At 72.7% G+C, this 15,892-nt stretch carries 12 protein-coding genes and 1 pseudogene; 11 read left to right on the forward strand and 2 right to left on the reverse strand.

The features are described 5' to 3' along the window. Positions 1–291 precede the first annotated feature (291 nt). The 6 genes from ACZ58N_RS32930 (at position 292) to ACZ58N_RS32955 (ending at position 7,131) form a co-directional block, all read left to right on the forward strand. Positions 292–2,493: a putative bifunctional diguanylate cyclase/phosphodiesterase gene (locus ACZ58N_RS32930; protein ID WP_471167453.1), complete on the forward strand. Its 2,202-nt coding sequence runs from the start codon at positions 292–294 to the stop codon at positions 2,491–2,493. A gap of 93 nt (positions 2,494–2,586) precedes the next feature. After that, entirely contained in the window at positions 2,587–2,883 is a 297-nt protein-coding gene (gene gatC / locus ACZ58N_RS32935) for an Asp-tRNA(Asn)/Glu-tRNA(Gln) amidotransferase subunit GatC (RefSeq protein ID WP_281206952.1), read from the forward strand. Positions 2,884–2,888: 5 nt separating this feature from the next. Beyond that, positions 2,889–4,397, forward strand: coding sequence for an Asp-tRNA(Asn)/Glu-tRNA(Gln) amidotransferase subunit GatA (gene gatA, locus ACZ58N_RS32940; protein ID WP_389707618.1), 1,509 nt, complete (start codon positions 2,889–2,891; stop codon positions 4,395–4,397). Next, complete coding sequence (locus tag ACZ58N_RS32945) at positions 4,394–4,639, forward strand: hypothetical protein (RefSeq protein ID WP_281206950.1); 246 nt, start codon at positions 4,394–4,396, stop codon at positions 4,637–4,639. Before gatA ends, ACZ58N_RS32945 begins: the two co-directional genes overlap by 4 nt. 16 nt (positions 4,640–4,655) lie before the next feature. Next, the gene (gatB, locus tag ACZ58N_RS32950; RefSeq protein WP_471167456.1) at positions 4,656–6,170 is read left to right on the forward strand and encodes an Asp-tRNA(Asn)/Glu-tRNA(Gln) amidotransferase subunit GatB; all 1,515 of its coding nucleotides are present in this window, start codon (positions 4,656–4,658) and stop codon (positions 6,168–6,170) included. Between the two features lie 229 nt (positions 6,171–6,399). After that, positions 6,400–7,131: a siderophore-interacting protein gene (locus ACZ58N_RS32955; protein WP_471167459.1), complete on the forward strand. Its 732-nt coding sequence runs from the start codon at positions 6,400–6,402 to the stop codon at positions 7,129–7,131. A 3-nt stretch (positions 7,132–7,134) separates the two neighbouring features. Here the strand turns inward: ACZ58N_RS32955 and ACZ58N_RS32960 are convergent, their stop codons facing one another. Both ACZ58N_RS32960 and ACZ58N_RS32965 read right to left on the reverse strand, forming a co-directional pair. Further along, complete coding sequence (locus ACZ58N_RS32960; RefSeq protein ID WP_471167547.1) at positions 7,135–7,779, reverse strand: DinB family protein; 645 nt, start codon at positions 7,777–7,779, stop codon at positions 7,135–7,137. After that, positions 7,768–8,568, reverse strand: a pseudogene (locus tag ACZ58N_RS32965) (GNAT family N-acetyltransferase); the annotation flags it as partial. The pseudogene ACZ58N_RS32965 and the gene ACZ58N_RS32960, both read right to left, overlap by 12 nt. 82 nt (positions 8,569–8,650) lie before the next feature. Between ACZ58N_RS32965 and ACZ58N_RS32970 the strand changes: the two are divergent. The 5 genes from ACZ58N_RS32970 (at position 8,651) to ACZ58N_RS32990 (ending at position 15,830) form a co-directional block, all read left to right on the forward strand. Next, on the forward strand, positions 8,651–9,106 hold the full coding sequence (locus ACZ58N_RS32970) for a cupin domain-containing protein (RefSeq protein WP_471167550.1): 456 nt from the start codon (positions 8,651–8,653) through the stop codon (positions 9,104–9,106). 215 nt (positions 9,107–9,321) lie between these two features. Continuing rightward, positions 9,322–11,583: an MMPL family transporter gene (locus ACZ58N_RS32975; RefSeq protein WP_471167462.1), complete on the forward strand. Its 2,262-nt coding sequence runs from the start codon at positions 9,322–9,324 to the stop codon at positions 11,581–11,583. 136 nt (positions 11,584–11,719) lie between these two features. Next, positions 11,720–12,331 carry a hypothetical protein gene (locus ACZ58N_RS32980; RefSeq protein WP_471167465.1) on the forward strand — a complete coding sequence of 204 codons (612 nt, stop codon included), beginning with the start codon at positions 11,720–11,722 and terminating at the stop codon, positions 12,329–12,331. Positions 12,332–12,498: 167 nt separating this feature from the next. Further along, positions 12,499–12,666 (forward strand): hypothetical protein, encoded by a 168-nt coding sequence (locus tag ACZ58N_RS32985; protein WP_471167467.1) that lies wholly within the window; start codon positions 12,499–12,501, stop codon positions 12,664–12,666. Positions 12,667–12,746: 80 nt separating this feature from the next. Beyond that, positions 12,747–15,830: a helix-turn-helix transcriptional regulator gene (locus tag ACZ58N_RS32990; protein WP_471167552.1), complete on the forward strand. Its 3,084-nt coding sequence runs from the start codon at positions 12,747–12,749 to the stop codon at positions 15,828–15,830. The last annotated feature ends 62 nt before the right edge of the window (positions 15,831–15,892 follow it).

Consider the following 15,892-nt stretch of genomic DNA (forward strand, 5'->3'; position numbering starts at 1 on the left):
CGGTAAACGGCCGGTACAGGCCTGGTCGTGGCGCGTTGGGCCATCGGATCATCGGACGGGTGACGGGGGGCCTGGTCCAAACTCACCCGTTCGGCGGATACCGTACTGATGAGGATGGCCGGGTCGCATTCGGGCAACCACCGCCGACCGCTGCCCCTGGGTGCCTCCCGCGTCCTACTGTTGTGGGGTGCGCCTGTCGTGCACGGCTGCCTGGATGCGCTTCCGGCCGTGATGGCATGACATCGGGGCCATCGCGTGACATCGGCATCGCCGGCTGTGAGAGGGACGGGCATGAAACCCACCGAAAGCGCCGACCCGTCACCTGAGTTGGGCGGGGAACCCCCGCCCGTGCGGACGGGACGGCTCGGTGTCCTGGGTGCCAGGACACCGGAGAACCGTCCCCTCGACACCGGTGCGGGCGGCGGAACCCGGGGACAACGGCGCACCGTGCTGCCCCTGCTCGTCATCGGCATGGCCGCGGTGGTCCTCGCCGCCGGCATCGTCTCCACACTGACGCACCGTCAAGCCCTGTTCCCCGGAGGCCGCGTGGGCTGGGCGCTGGCCCTGCTCACCGGCATCATCGTCGGCCACCTCGTCGCCCTCGGTCGGGATCGTTGGTGGGGCGGGACCGGCTCGGGCGCGGCCCTCACGCTCGGCGTGCTGCTCCTGTACGGCTGGGTCCCCGCCGGACTCGTCTCGCTGGCCGTGGTCACCCTGGTCGGCGCCGCGCGCCGGCACCGCTGGCGCCAAGGGCTGCTCCACGGCTGCGTCGACATCCTCGGCATCGGCGCGGGGGCGCTCGTCCTGGCCGCCTTCGACGACGTTCCCGACGTCGAGGACCCCTGGCTGCCCGGCACCTGGGGCCTCGCCGACGTCCCCGAGGTCGTCCTGGTCGCCGTCTCCTACCTCGCGGTCACCCGGCTGCTGCTGTGGTGCGCGCTCACCCCGCGCGGCGGCGGGCTGCCCACCGTCGCCCGCACCGCCCTGCTGCGACAGGCCCTGGTCGCCGCGGCGCTCCTCGGCATCGCACCGCTGATCTGCGTCGTCGCCGTCAGCCAGCCGGTGCTGCTGCCCCTGTTCGCCGTACCGCTCATCGCCCTCGACTCCACCCTGTGGATCGCCCGCGCCCGGGCCGAGGAACAGCTGCGCGACCCGCTGACCGGGCTGCCGAACCGGCAGTGGCTCCTGGAACGCGCGTGGTCGGCCCTCGACGAGGCTGAACGTTTGGGCACCCGGTCCGCGCTCGTACTGATCGACCTGGACCGCTTCCGGGCGGTCAACGACACCCTCGGCCACCTCGCCGGGGACCGGCTGCTGCTCCAGATCGCCGACCGGCTGCGCCAGGCACTGCCCCAGGACGCGGAGGTGGCCCGGCTCGGCGGCGACGAGTTCGCCGTACTGCTGCCCGTCGCCGACTCCACCACCAGCGCCCAGCGGGTCGCCCGCCACCTCGTCGCCGAACTCAGCTCCCCGCTCGACCTCGACGGCCTCACCCTCGTCCTGGAGGCCAGCGCCGGACTCGCGGTCTTCCCCGACCACGCCCTGGACGCGGAAGGACTGCTGCGCCGGGCCGACGTCGCCATGTACCAGGCGAAGCGCGACCGCACCGGGGTGGAGGTCTACGAATCCAAGCGGGACAGCAACACCCCGGACCGCCTGGGACTCCTCGGAGACCTGCGGCGCGCCCTGGACGCGGGCGAGGTCGAGCTCCACTACCAGCCCAAGGTCCGCTTCGACGGCCAGGTCGCCGGCCTGGAGGCCCTCGTCCGCTGGGTGCACCCGGAGCGCGGACGGGTCCCCCCGGACGAGTTCATCGCCATCGCCGAGACGTCCGGACTCATGCCGCACCTCACCGAGTACGTCCTGGAGACGGCCCTCGCCCAGGTCGCGCGCTGGCGCGCCCAGGGCCTCAAGGTGCCCGTCGCCGTCAACGTGTCGCCGCGCGACGTCCACACCCCGGGCTTCGCCGGTGCCGTCGCGGCCCGCCTCGCCCGACACGGCGTCCCGGCGAGCGGTCTCCAGCTGGAGATAACGGAGCACGTCCTGCTGGAGGACCCGCAGCGGGCCGCCGACACCATGGCGGGGCTCACCGGGCACGGCGTGAAGATGTCCCTGGACGACTTCGGCACCGGCTACTCCTCCCTGGTGCACCTGCGCCGCCTCCCCGTCAGCGAGCTGAAGATCGACCGTTCCTTCGTCGCCCGGCTCGCCGTCGACGCCCAGGACGCGGAGATCGTCCGCTGCACCGTCGACCTGGCGCACTCCCTGGGCCTGCTCGTCGTCGCCGAGGGCGTCGAGGACGACGAGACGTGGGAGCGGCTGCGCGACCTGGGCTGCGACGCCGTGCAGGGCTGGCTCGTGGCCGCCGCGATGCCACCCCAGGAAGCCACGGCGTGGCTGCTGGCCCGCGGCGAACGCGGCTGGCGCCGCCCGGCGGACATCAACGCCGAGCTCGCCGCCGCGGCGGCCGCCGCGGAGTCGCAGTCCTCGTGACCGCGTGAGGTGACCATGTGAGTCGATGCCGGGCATCGCCGCCCTCTAGGATTGGGCCCTACGCCCAGAACTCCAACCCCAGAGGATCGCCGCATGCCTGGCATTACGCGCGAGGAGGTCGTTCACCTCGCTCGGCTGGCACGTCTTGAGCTGGCCAGCGATGAGCTGGACCACTTCGCCGGACAGCTCGACGACATCATCGGCGCGGTCGCCCGCGTTTCCGAGGTAGCCGACCAAGACGTACCGCCGACCTCCCACCCGCTGCCGCTGACGAACGTCATGCGCGCGGACGAGGTCCGCCCGTCGCTCACCCCCGAGCAGGCGCTTTCCGGCGCTCCCGCCCAGGAGCAGCAGCGTTTCAAGGTGCCGCAGATCCTGGGGGAGGACTAATCACCATGACCACCGAAAACATCCTGAGCATCATCAAGCTCACCGCCGCCGAGACCGCCGCGAAGATCGCTTCCGGCGAACTCACGGCCGTCGAGGTCACCGAGGCCCACCTGGCCCGCATCGAGGCGACCGACGAGAAGGTCCACGCCTTCCTGCACGTCGACCGTGAGGGCGCCCTCGCCCAGGCCCGCGCCGTCGACGCCAAGCGCGAGGCCGGCGAGGAGCTCGGCCCGCTGGCCGGCGTACCGCTCGCCCTCAAGGACATCTTCACCACCATCGGGGTCCCGACCACCGTCGGTTCGAAGATCCTCGAAGGCTGGATCCCGCCCTACGACGCCACCCTGACGCGGAAGCTGAAGGAAGCCGACGTCGTCATCCTCGGCAAGACCAACATGGACGAGTTCGCCATGGGGTCCTCCACCGAGAACAGCGCCTACGGCCCCACCGGCAACCCGTGGGACCTCACCCGCATCCCCGGCGGCTCCGGCGGCGGCTCCGCGGCCGCGCTGGCCGCCTTCCAGGCGCCGCTCGCCATCGGCACGGACACCGGCGGTTCCATCCGCCAGCCCGCCGCCGTCACCGGCACCGTCGGCGTGAAGCCCACCTACGGCGGTGTCTCCCGCTACGGCATGGTGGCGTTCTCCTCCTCCCTCGACCAGGGCGGTCCCTGCGCCCGTACGGTCCTGGACGCGGCCCTGCTGCACGAGGTCATCGCCGGGCACGACCCGCTCGACTCCACCTCCATCGACGCGCCGGTCCCGCCGGTCGTCGAGGCGGCCCGCAACGGCTCCGTCGCCGGCATGCGCGTCGGTGTCGTCAAGCAGTTCTCCGGCGAGGGCTACCAGGCCGGCGTCGTCCAGCGCTTCAACGAGTCCGTCGCGCTCCTCAAGGAGCTCGGCGCCGAGATCGTCGAGCTGGACTGCCCCTCCTTCGACCTCGCGATGGCCGCGTACTACCTGATCGCGCCGTCCGAGTGCTCCTCGAACCTGGCCCGCTTCGACGCCATGCGCTACGGCCTGCGCGTCGGCGACGACGGCACGAAGTCCGCCGAGGACGTCACCGCCCTTACCCGCGAGGCCGGCTTCGGCGACGAGGTCAAGCGCCGCATCATCCTCGGCACCTACGCGCTCAGCTCCGGCTACTACGACGCGTACTACGGCTCGGCCCAGAAGGTCCGCACGCTCATCACGAAGGACTTCGAGAAGTCCTTCGAGCAGGTCGACGTGATCGTCTCCCCGACGACCCCGACCACCGCCTTCCCCATCGGCGAGCGCAGCGACGACCCCCTCGCCATGTACCTCGCGGACCTGTGCACCATCCCGACCAACCTGGCCGGCAACTCCGCCATGTCGCTGCCCTGCGGCCTGGCACCGGAGGACGGTCTCCCGGTCGGGCTCCAGATCATCGCCCCGGCGATGAAGGACGACCGGCTGTACAAGGTCGGTGCCGCCGTCGAGGCCGCCTTCATCGAGCGCTGGGGTCACCCGTTGCTTGAGGAGGCACCGTCGCTGTGAGCACCAGTGCACTGTCCAAGGCCAAGGGCTTCAAGAAGTCCAAGACCGGCACCTACCTGTCGATCGGCACGACGGCCTTCGGCGCCCTGAGCGTGCTGAAGCAGGTCAAGAAGGCCCGCGTCGAGCACGACACGCTGAAGCTGATCGATGCCGCCGTGTCCGCCGCCGCCATCGTCACCGGCCTCGCGATCCTGTACCGCGAGCTGAAGCGCCTGGGCGACGACGACGTCCTGCTGGGCTGAGAGGGAAAGTTTCACCGTGACCACCTTCACCGAACTCCTGTCGTACGAGGACGCTCTCGCCTCGTTCGACCCCGTCATGGGTCTTGAGGTCCATGTCGAGCTCGGCACCAGGACCAAGATGTTCTGCGGCTGTTCGACCGAGCTGGGCGCCGAGCCCAACTCGCAGACCTGCCCGGTCTGCCTCGGTCTGCCCGGCGCGCTCCCGGTCGTCAACGAGATCGGCATCGAGTCCGCCATCAAGATCGGTCTCGCGCTGAACTGCGAGATCGCCGAGTGGTGCCGCTTCGCCCGGAAGAACTACTTCTACCCGGACATGCCGAAGAACTTCCAGACCTCCCAGTACGACGAGCCGATCGCCTTCAACGGCTTCCTCGACGTACAGCTGGAGGACGGCGAGATCTTCCGCGTGGAGATCGAGCGCGCCCACATGGAGGAGGACACCGGCAAGTCGCTGCACGTCGGCGGTGCCACCGGCCGCATCCACGGCGCGTCCCACTCCCTGCTGGACTACAACCGCGCCGGCATCCCGCTCATCGAGATCGTCACCAAGCCGATCGAGGGCGCGGGCGTGCGGGCCCCCGAGGTCGCCAAGGCGTACGTCGCCGAGCTGCGCGAGGTCATCAAGGCGCTCGGCGTCTCCGAGGCCCGCATGGACAAGGGCCAGATGCGCTGCGACGTCAACCTGTCGCTGCGCCCGACCCCCGAGTCCGAGTTCGGCACCCGCTCGGAGACCAAGAACGTCAACTCCCTGCGTTCCGTCGAGCGCGCGGCCCGCTTCGAGATCCAGCGCCACGCGGCGGTGCTCACCTCGGGCGGCTCGATCGTGCAGGAGACCCGGCACTTCCACGAGGAGGACGGCTCCACCACGGCCGGCCGCATCAAGGACAACGCCGAGGACTACCGCTACTTCCCGGAGCCGGACCTCGTGCCCGTCGCCCCGGCCCGCACCTGGGTCGAGGAACTGCGCGCCGGTCTGCCCGAGATGCCGCGCGTGCGCCGCAACCGGCTCCGCGAGGAGTGGGGCGTCAGCGAGCACGACATGCAGTCGATCCTCAACGCGGGCGCGGTGGACTCCATCGTCGCCACCATCGAGGCGGGTGCCGACTCGGCCGCCGCGCGCAAGTGGTGGATGGGCGAGCTGGCGCGCAACGCCAACGAGCAGGGCGTCGTCGTCGACGAGCTGCCGATCACCCCGGCGCAGGTCGCCCGGGTCGCGGCGCTGGTCTCGGACGGCTCGCTCAACGACAAGCTGGCCCGTCAGGTCATCGAGGGCGTCCTCGCCGGCGAGGGCACCCCGGACGAGGTCGTCGACAAGCGCGGCCTGAAGGTCGTCTCCGACGAGGGCGCGCTGGGCGCGGCCGTGGACGAGGCCATCGCGGGCAACGCGGCCATCGCGGACAAGATCCGCGGCGGCAAGGTCGCCGCCGTCGGCGCCCTGGTCGGCGCGGTCATGAAGACCACCCGTGGCCAGGCCGACGCGGCCCGCGTCAAGGAACTCATCCTGGAGCGCCTGGGCGTCTCCGAGGGCTGAGCCCCGACACCGGCCCACGGCCGGACGTCACCTGTACGGCCGGAAGGGCCCCGCACCCCGATCAGGGGGTGCGGGGCCCTTCCGCGTCGCCGGCCCGGGCTCGACGGACCACGTCGAGCACGACCCGCGCCACCACCTCGGGCCGGTTCGGCACGGAGGGCCGCCCGCCCCGGAGGTGTGGGTTAGGGTTACCTAACCAATGGGGTGTCGGGTGAAGGGGTGGGTGGACATGGCCGCAGGCAAGGGCTGGGAGGGCGTGGTCCTCAAGCTGCTCAGGGGCAAGGACTTCACGTTCACGGTGACGGAGGTGGAACAGGTCACCGAGCACTTCCGGCGGATCCGCTTCACCGACGGCGGGCTGCTCGCGGCCGCCGGGGAATCCCTCCACCCCACCATGTGGGTCCGGGTCTGGTTCGAGGGCGGCAGCCGCCCCCACCAGCGGGCGTACACCCTCGTCGACCCCGACCCGGCCACCGGGACCTTCGCGTTCGAGTTCGCCCTGCACGACGGGCTGGCCAGCCGTTGGGCGCGCGGCGCGGAGCCCGGTGACACCGTCGAGGCGACCGTGCAGGGCACCGGCTTCGCCGCTCCCGACCCGGCGCCCGAGCGGCTGCTGGTCATCGGGGACCCGGCCTCCCTGCCCGCCATCAACTCCCTGCTGGACGCCTACCCGCAGACCCCGGCCACGGTCTGGTTCGAGACGCAGCACGCCTCGGACGGCGACCTGCCGATGCGGGTCGACAGCGGCCGGCACGACGTCCGGCGGGTCGAGCGGGGCGGCACCGCGCTCGCCGACCGGGTCCGGGCCGAACTGCCCGGGCTGGTCGCGGACCCCGCCTCGGCCTACGTGTGGATGGCCTGCGACACCGCGACCACCCGCGCCCTGACGGCCTACCTGCGCAAGGACCTCGCCCTGCCGAAGCAGCGGGTCAACAGCCTGGGCTACTGGCGCGCCGCCTGAGGCTCAGGCCCCGACCGTGCCGTCCACGGCCTCGCGGAGGAAGTCCGCGTGGCCGTTGTGGCGGGCGTACTCGTGGATCATGTGCAGCATCACGAAGCGGGCCGAGACGTCCGCCCCCCACTTCGGGACGTGGGCCGTCACGTCGAGGGAATCCAGCGAGGCCTCGACCGACCGGGAGTGCGCCACCTCGGCCTCCCAGGCGGCGAACGCCTCCGCCATGGTGGCGCCGGTCGTGTCGTAGGCGGCCTGGAAGTCGTGCCGGTCGGACCACACGTGCGGCACGTCCGCCGCACCTCCCAGGGTGCGGCGGAACCACTGGCGTTCGACCTCGGCCATGTGCCTGACCAACCCCAGCAGCGACAGCGTGGACGGCGGCGAGGCCGGGCGGCGCAGGTCCGCGTCCCCGAGGCCCTCGCACTTCATCGCGAGGGTGGCCCGGTGGAAGTCGAGGTACGCCCGCAGGGTCTCGCGTTCACCGGCGGTGAGGGGCGGGCCGGTGCGCTCGACGCCCCGGACGACGGGGTCGGCTGCCGGGGCCGTGTCGGACGCGTGGGTCCCTTCGGCGCTCGTACGGCTTTCCACGGGGACGATCCTGCCGTCTCCCGCGGCCCCCGGGGAAGGGCTCCCCGACACGTCGGGCCGCCACACGTACGGAACCGTGACCCCCAACACCCCGAAACCCAGGCGCTCCAGGATCGGCCTGCTGTCGTCCGACGCGTCCACCTGGAGGTACTCGATGCCCCGCTCCGCCGCCACCCGGGCGCGGTGGGCCACCAGCAGTCGGTAGATGCCCCGGCCGCGCCACCGGGGGTCGGTGCCGCCGCCCCACAGCCCCGCGAAGGAGGACCCGGGCCGCATCTCCATCCGGGCCGCGCTCACCGGCTCGTCCCCGGCCATCGCCACCACGGCCTCGATCGTCCCCGGCTCGTCGCGCAGCAGTCGCAGCAACGTCTCCCGAATGGCCGGCCGCTCGGTGCCGAAGGCCCGGTGGTGGACGTCCATCATCAGCTCCACCCCCGCCGCGTCCTTCACCACCCGCAGGGTGATGCCGTCCGGCGGCTCCACGGGCAGCGCGGCGAGGTCGGCCGTCCGCGCCACCAGCAGCGTCTCCGCCGGCTCCGGTACGAAGCCCGCGGCGCGCAGCCGCTCCCCGAGGTCCGCGGGCCGGTCGTGGGAGTACCACTTCCACTCGAACTCCGTCCCCGCGCCGGTGTCGCCGCGGCCCGCGAAGTACGCCACCTGCGCCGCGATGGCGGCGTCCGCCGTCCCCTCGTCGAGGTCCGACCACAGCACCCCGTTCCAGCCGGGCCCCGGCGTCGTCTGCCGGACGACCGGCCCCACCCGCTCCACCCGTGCCGCCGCCACGTCGGGCACCGCGTCCCGGCGCATCTGCGCGTCGTGGAGGGCGCGCACCGCCAGCAGCTCTTCACGTTCCATCACTTTGCTCATCGGGCCAGCCGACCAGCCGCCGCCGCACTCCGGCAACTGCATTAACCTCGCGTGCGTGAGCGTCCTCCCCGTGAACGAGAACCCCGAGCACCCCACGAACGTCGAGCAGGCCGTCCACACGGGCAGGGCCGGTCCCGACGCCGCCACCGACCGGGGATGGCTCCTCGGCCACTTCAAGCCTCCCGGCGACCCCCGCCACAGCGAGGACGTGGAGATCAAGTGGGGCGTCCATCCCAAGGGCGAGGAGCGCGAGCGCTGGGTGACCGGCGAACGGCGCACCGCACTCCAGGTGCTGATCAGCGGTCGGTTCCGGCTGGAGTTCCCCGGCCGTACCGTCGTCCTCGCCGAACAGGGGGACTACGTCGTGTGGGGGCGCGGCGTCGACCATTCCTGGTACGCGGAGGAGGACTCGGTCGTCCTCACCGTCCGGTGGCCGTCCGTGGCGGGCTACCGCGTCGACGCCCGGGCCGGGGCGGCGGCCGATGACCGGTCCGATCCTCCGGTCGAGGTTCCGGACGGCCCGTGAACGACCGACCAAGGTCCCGCACTTCCCCGCCGGCCTGTGACGATGCACACGAAACGGGCCAACGATCACGAAACGTTGAGATCGTGGCGTCGAGGTTTAGACCTTCCCGACGTGACGGGGCGACCCCCCGGACGGCGGCCGTCCGCACGAGTTCAAGCGTTCTTTGCGTCGGGCCGACTCCCGGTGAAGATCCGAACCACCAGGGAGCACGTCCGTTGGCAGCAATCGCACGGTGGTGCATGCGGCACCGCCTGGGCACCGTCCTGATCTGGTTGCTCGCCCTCGGCGGGACCGCGGCGGCCGCCGGCGTCACCGGCAGCGCGTTCTCCACCGACTACGAGGTCCCCGGCACCGAGTCCGCCAAGGCCCACGCCCTGCTCCGCGAAGGCTTCCCGGGCCAGGGCGGGGACACCGACACCATCGTGTGGCGGACCCCGGACCACCGGACGGCGCGCAGCCCCGACGTCGAACAGCGCATGACCCGCGCCCTGGAGAACGTCGCAGCCCTCCCCGGCATCGGTTCCGTCGCGAGCCCCTACGGGCCCGGCCCGGGCAGCGCCGCGCAGATCAGCCCCGACGGCCGCACCGCCTACGCCGTCGTCACCTTCGACCGGCCGGCCGATGCCGTACCCAAGGCGCAGGCCCGGGCCGTCGTCGATGCCGCGAGGAACGACACCACGCGGGCCGACGGCCTCCAGGTCGAACTCGGCGGCCGTGCCATCGGCCTGACCGAGGCGCCCGGCGCCCACCTCGCCGAGGCCATCGGCGTGGTCATCGCCGCCGTCGTCCTCTTCCTCGCCTTCGGTTCCCTCGCCGCGAGCCTGCTGCCCATCGCCACGGCACTCGTCAGTGTCGGCAGCGCCTACTTCGGCATCACCCTCCTCGGGCACGCCATGCCCGTCGCCGACTTCGCCCCGATGCTCGGCACCCTCGTCGGCCTCGGCGTCGGCATCGACTACGCCCTGTTCATCGTCACCCGGCACCGCAAGGGCCTGGCCCGCGGCCTCACCGTCGACGAGGCGGGCGAGAACGCCGTCGCCACCACCGGCCGTGCCGTCGTCTTCGCGGGCGCCACCGTCTGCATCGCCCTCCTCGGCATGCTGGTGCTGCGGCTGAACTTCCTCAACGGCGTCGCGATAGCCGCCTCCCTCACCGTCGTCCTCACCGTGGCCGCGTCGGTGACCCTGCTCCCCGCGCTCCTCTCCTGGATCGGCATGCGCGTCCTCTCCGGCCGCGAGCGGCGCAGGCTCGCCGCCGAAGGGCCCCGGCCCGATCAGCCCAGTGGCTTCGCCGCCCGCTGGTCGGCCTTCGTCGAGCGGCACCCCAAGCTCCTCGGGGCCGTGGCCACCGCCGTCATGGTGGCGTTGGCCCTGCCCACCTTCTGGCTCCACCTCGGCACCTCCGACCAGGGCAACAACCCGGCCGGATCCACCACGCGCAAGGCCTACGACCTGCTCGCCGACGGCTTCGGCCCCGGCACCAACGGCCCCCTCACCGTCGTCACCCGCCTCGACGGCCCCGGCGACCGGATCGCCGTCGACCGGATCGCCGAAGCGGTTCGCGACACCCGCGGGGTGGCCTCCGTGAGCCCGGTGCTCCTGGGCCGCGGCGGGGACACCGCCGTCCTGACCGTCGTACCGGACTTCGCGCCGCAGGCCCGGGCCACGAGCGAACTCGTCGACACCCTGCGCCGGGACGTCATCCCGCGCGCCTCCCACGGCAGCTCGGCCAAGACCCACGTCGGCGGGGTGACGGCCGGCTACGACGACTTCGCCGAAGTGATCGTCGGGAAGCTGCCGCTGTTCGTCGCCGTCGTGATCGCCCTCGGCTGCGTGCTCCTGCTGCTGGCCTTCCGGTCCGTGGGCATCCCGCTCAAGGCGGCCGCCATGAACGTCGCGGCCGTCGCCTCGTCCTTCGGCGTCGTCGTCGTGATCTTCCAATGGGGTTGGGGGAGCGAACTGCTGGGCCTGGGCAGCGCCGGGCCCATCGAACCCTTCCTCCCCGTGATCATGGTGTCGGTGCTCTTCGGACTCTCCATGGACTACCAGGTCTTCCTCGTCAGCCGGATGTACGAGGAGTGGCTCGAAACCGGCGACAACAAGCGAGCCGTCCGGGTCGGCCTGGCGGAGACCAGCCGGGTCATCAACTCGGCGGCCGTCATCATGATCGCCGTGTTCCTGGCCTTCGTCCTGAGCGGCGACCGGATCATCGCGATGTTCGGCATCGCCCTCGCGGCCGCCGTCGCCCTCGACGCGTTCGTCCTGCGCACCCTGCTCGTACCGGCCCTCATGCACATGCTCGGCGGAGCCAACTGGTGGCTGCCCGGCTGGCTCGACCGCAGGCTGCCCCGGATCAGCATCGAACCGCCCGAGCGCCGCACCCGCGCGACCCTGCCCGCACAACGACCGGACCCGGACCGCGAGGACCCCGACCGCGAGGACCCGAACCGCGGGGAACCGGCCGTGCTGTCCCGCTGACCGGTCGACGGGCGAATCCGCCGCCCCGGCCGCCACCCCGCCACCGGCCCCGACACCGGGACCTGCGGACCTTCCTGACGGACCCCCTCCCCGGCCTCTCAGAAACCTCTCAGAAAGGCCGCCTACGGTGCGCGGCATGGACATCAAGAAGACCCCCGCCCCGACCGCCCCCGAGGTGGCCGCGGACGCCGACACGGACACGGCTGCCGGTACCCCCGCCGCCCCCGCGCACACCACCACCGAAGGCACCCCGGCCGCCGCGACCCCCACCGAGGCGGACGCGTCCGACGACGAGGCCTTCGAGCACGCCGAGGACTCCGCGTACGACGAGGAGCCCGCGCCGCAGGAGCACGCCGGCGTCGGCGCCGCGGCCTCCGCGATCGTCGCCGCGGGCCTCGGACTGGTCGCCCTCAGCGGCAGCTGGGTCTCCCGAGTGATCGCCGAACGCCAGACGTTGATCGGCCAGATCGAATCGGCCAACGCGGCCACCGCCAAGGAGAAGATCGCCGCCCTGTACGGCGACGCCTGGCACATGACCGCACTGGTCAACGGCGTCCTGTCCACCCTGGCCCTCCTCATCGCCGTCTTCGTCCTGGCCCGCCCCGCCTTCGGTGCCCCCGGCCGGGTCCTGCCCGTCTGGATCCGGTCCGTGTCCTGGGCCGCCGTCGCCCTGGGACTCCTCGGCGTCCTGCTCTTCGGCCTCATGTACTTCGACGTACTCGTCCCCATGCCGACGGCCGCCGAGTAGGCACCCCCTTAGGGCGCTCCACCCGACCTGGAGCGCCCGCCGCCGCGGCCTAAGGACCCCGACCCCCCGCGGATGCGGCATGCGCCCGATGCGGCGGCCCCCTCTGGGAAGCGAATCTTGGATCACACCGAACGAGGTGCCCGAGAAACACCACCAGGGAGTACGAGATGTTCGAGTACGAGATGGCCACCGCCCGCCGCGCCGACCTCATCCGCGAGGCCGACCGGTACCGGATGGTCCAGGAGGCCAAGAAGGCGCGCCGCGGCTCCTCCAGCAGCCAGGAACCCGAAGGGCCGGTGAGAGCGGTCCGCAGTCTCTTCACCCGCGCCGCGTGACCCGCGCCGCACACCACGTGAACTGATACGTGATGAGGAGCGCAGCGATATCCGGTGCCGCCGGACCACAGCTCTGTGCGATGCTCGGCGGCGTGGAGACCAGATCCGTCAGCCCGGTGTTCGTCGGCCGAGCCGACGAACTGGCCGTACTCGTCGACGCCCTGACGCGCGCCGCGGAACAAGAGCCGCAGGCCCTGCTCATCGGGGGCGAGGCAGGGGTCGGCAAGACCAGGCTGACCGAGGAGTTCATCGGCGAGGCCACCCGCCGCGGCGCGGTCGTGGCCGTCGGAAGCTGTGTGGAGATCGGGGCGGAGGGACTTCCCTTCGCCCCTTTCTCGACGGCCCTGCGCGCCCTGCACCGCCGGCTGCCCGACGAACTCGCCACCGCGGCCGCCGGACAGGAGGACGAACTCGCCCGGATCCTCCCCGAACTCGGCGAGACCCCCCGCGGCCCCCACGACGAGGAGAGCACCGCCCGACTCTTCGAACTGACGGCCCGGATGCTGGAGCGCCTCGCCGCCGACCGGACCCTCGTGCTGGTCCTGGAGGACCTGCACTGGGCGGACACCTCCACCCGACACCTGCTCGCCTACCTGTTCCGCACGCTCGGCAGCGGCCGACTCGTCGTCGTCGCCACCTACCGGGCCGACGACGTCCACCGCCGCCACCCGCTGCGCCCGCTCCTCGCCGAACTCGACCGGCTCCGCACCGTCCAGCGCATCGAACTGCCCCGGTTCAACCACGCCGAGGTCCGCCGCCAACTCGTCGGGATCCTCGCCTCGCAGCCCGACGAGAGCTTCGTCGACTCCGTCTTCGAACGCTCCGACGGCAACGCCTTCTTCGTCGAGGAACTCGTCGCCTCCCGACAGAGCGGCTGCCGCACCGGGCTCACCGAATCCCTCCGCGACCTGTTGCTCGTCCGGGTCGAGGTCCTCCCGGACGCCGCCCAGCGCGTGGTGCGCGTCGTCGCCGAGGGCGGATCCACCGTCGAGTACCCGCTGCTGCGCGCCGTGGCCCGACTCGGCGAGGACGAACTCTTCGAGGCGCTGCGCGCCGCCGTCGGCGCCAACATCCTCCTCGCCACTTCCGACGGCGACGGCTACCGCTTCCGCCACTCCCTGGTCCGCGAGGCCGTCAGCGACGACCTCCTCCCCGGCGAACGCGCCCGCGTCAACCGGCGCTACGCCGAGGCGATGGAGGACGACGAGACGCTGGTACGCGCCGAGGAACGCGTCATCCGGCTCGCCAACTACTGGTACGCCGCCAACGAGCCCGCGAAGTCCCTGCCCGCCGTCCTCGCCGCCTCGGTGACCGCCCGCCGCCGGCACGCCTACTCGGAGCAGCTGAGCCTGCTGGAACGGGCCATGGACCTGTGGGACAGCACCCCGGTCGAGGTCCGCGAGGGCCTGCGCCCGGCCGACTACACCGACGTGTACCCGCCCTGCGGCTGCGACCCGGCGACCACCCCGCTCCAACGCCTCGACCTGCTGGCCGAAGCCACCGTCGCCGCCCGCTTCGGCGGCGAACGCGAACGCGCCCTGAAGATAACCAAGCTGGCCCTGCGGACCCTCGCCGAGGACGGCGACGATCCGCTGCGCGCCGCCTGGTTCTGGGCCGAACGCTCCCGGCTCGTCGCCGGCCTCGGCCGCGGCGACGGCTGGGAGGAAATAGCCAAGGCGCAGGAGCTCGTCAAGGGACTGCCCCCGTCCCAGGTGCACGCCGACGTCCTCGTCCTCGCCGCCGGCTGGGGCATGCTCCACAACCCCGGACCCGGCAACCTCGCCGCCGCCGAACGCGCCGTCGGCTACGCGCGCATGGTCGGCGCCGAGGACACCGAACTCAACGCCCGCATCACCCTCGGCTGCCTCCTCACCGACTCCGGCGACGGCAGCGCCGGACTCGCCGAGATGCACGCGGTCAAGGACCGGGCCGCCGAACTCGGTCTCATCCCGATCGTGGGACGGGCCCATATCAACCTCACCTCCCAACTCGAAAGCATGGGCCGGTCCCGCGAAGCCGTCGAACTGGCCGAACAGGGCGCCCAACTGGTCAAGAAATCCCGGCTCATGGACACCGAGGCCTGGGTCTGCGGGAACATGGCGGAGAGCCTGTACAGCCTCGGCCGCTGGGACGAGGCCGCCGAGGCCGCACGGCGCACCCTGAGCGTCGGCCAGAGCGCCGCCCCCCGCGGATCCGCCTCGGCCCGCCTGGCCTACCTGGCCCTGGCCCGCGGCGAACTCGCCGAGGCCGCCCAACAACTGGCCGCCGCGCACGCCCACTTCGGCACCCACGACACCCAGCCCCAGCACCGCGTCCCGCTGTACCGCCTCGCCGTCGGCGTCGCCGCCGGAGAAGGCCGGATCGCCGACGTCCGCTCCGAGATCGAGGAGGCCGTCACCCTCGGCTTCCGGCTCGGCCAGCACCGCTACGCCTGGCCCCTCCTGCTGGCCGGCGCCTCGGCCGAGGCCGACTCGCGCGGCCTGCCCGCCGCCGAACCGGGCCGGAGCGCCGCCCTGGGCCTGCTGCGCACGGCCGCCCGCGCCCTGGCGACCCCGGCGCCCGTGTGGATCGCCCACTCCGAGTACGTCCGGGCCGAGCTGCTGCGAGCCGACGCCGCCGACACCGTCGCCGACTGGACCTCCGTGGAAGCGGCGGTTCGCCCCCTGGAACGCCCCTACCTGCTGGCCCGGGCCCGCCACCGGCTCGCCGAGGCCCTGCTGGCCGCGGGCGGGGACCGGGCCGAGGCCGCCGCCCTGCTGCGCGACGCCCACGCCACCGCCGACCGGCTCGGCTCCCGACGGCTGCGCGAGGACCTGGCCCTGCTCGCGCAACGCGCCCGGATCCCGCTGGACGCCGACGCCGACAGCCACCGGGCCCCGCCCGCCGCGGAAACCGACCCGGCCGAGTCCCTCGGCCTGACCGGCCGCGAACGGGAGGTCCTGAGCCTGGTCGCGGGCGGCAGCACCAACCGGCAGATCGCGGAGGCACTCTTCATCTCCCCGAAGACGGCCAGCGTGCACGTGTCGAACATCCTGGCCAAGCTGGGTGTCGCCGGCCGCGGCGAGGCGGCCGCCCTCGCCCACCGCCTACGCCTCTTCACCCCCGTCGCGGCACCGTCACCACCCGCCCCGGCGGCCGTGCCCGCGGGCCGCGGCCGGGCGTAGTGCCCCGCCGGGGCCGCCCGAGCGCGTACGTCCGGGACCGGAGCACCGGGAGCACCCCGCGC

It is taken from the genome of Streptomyces sp. NPDC040432 (genome assembly GCF_055595445.1).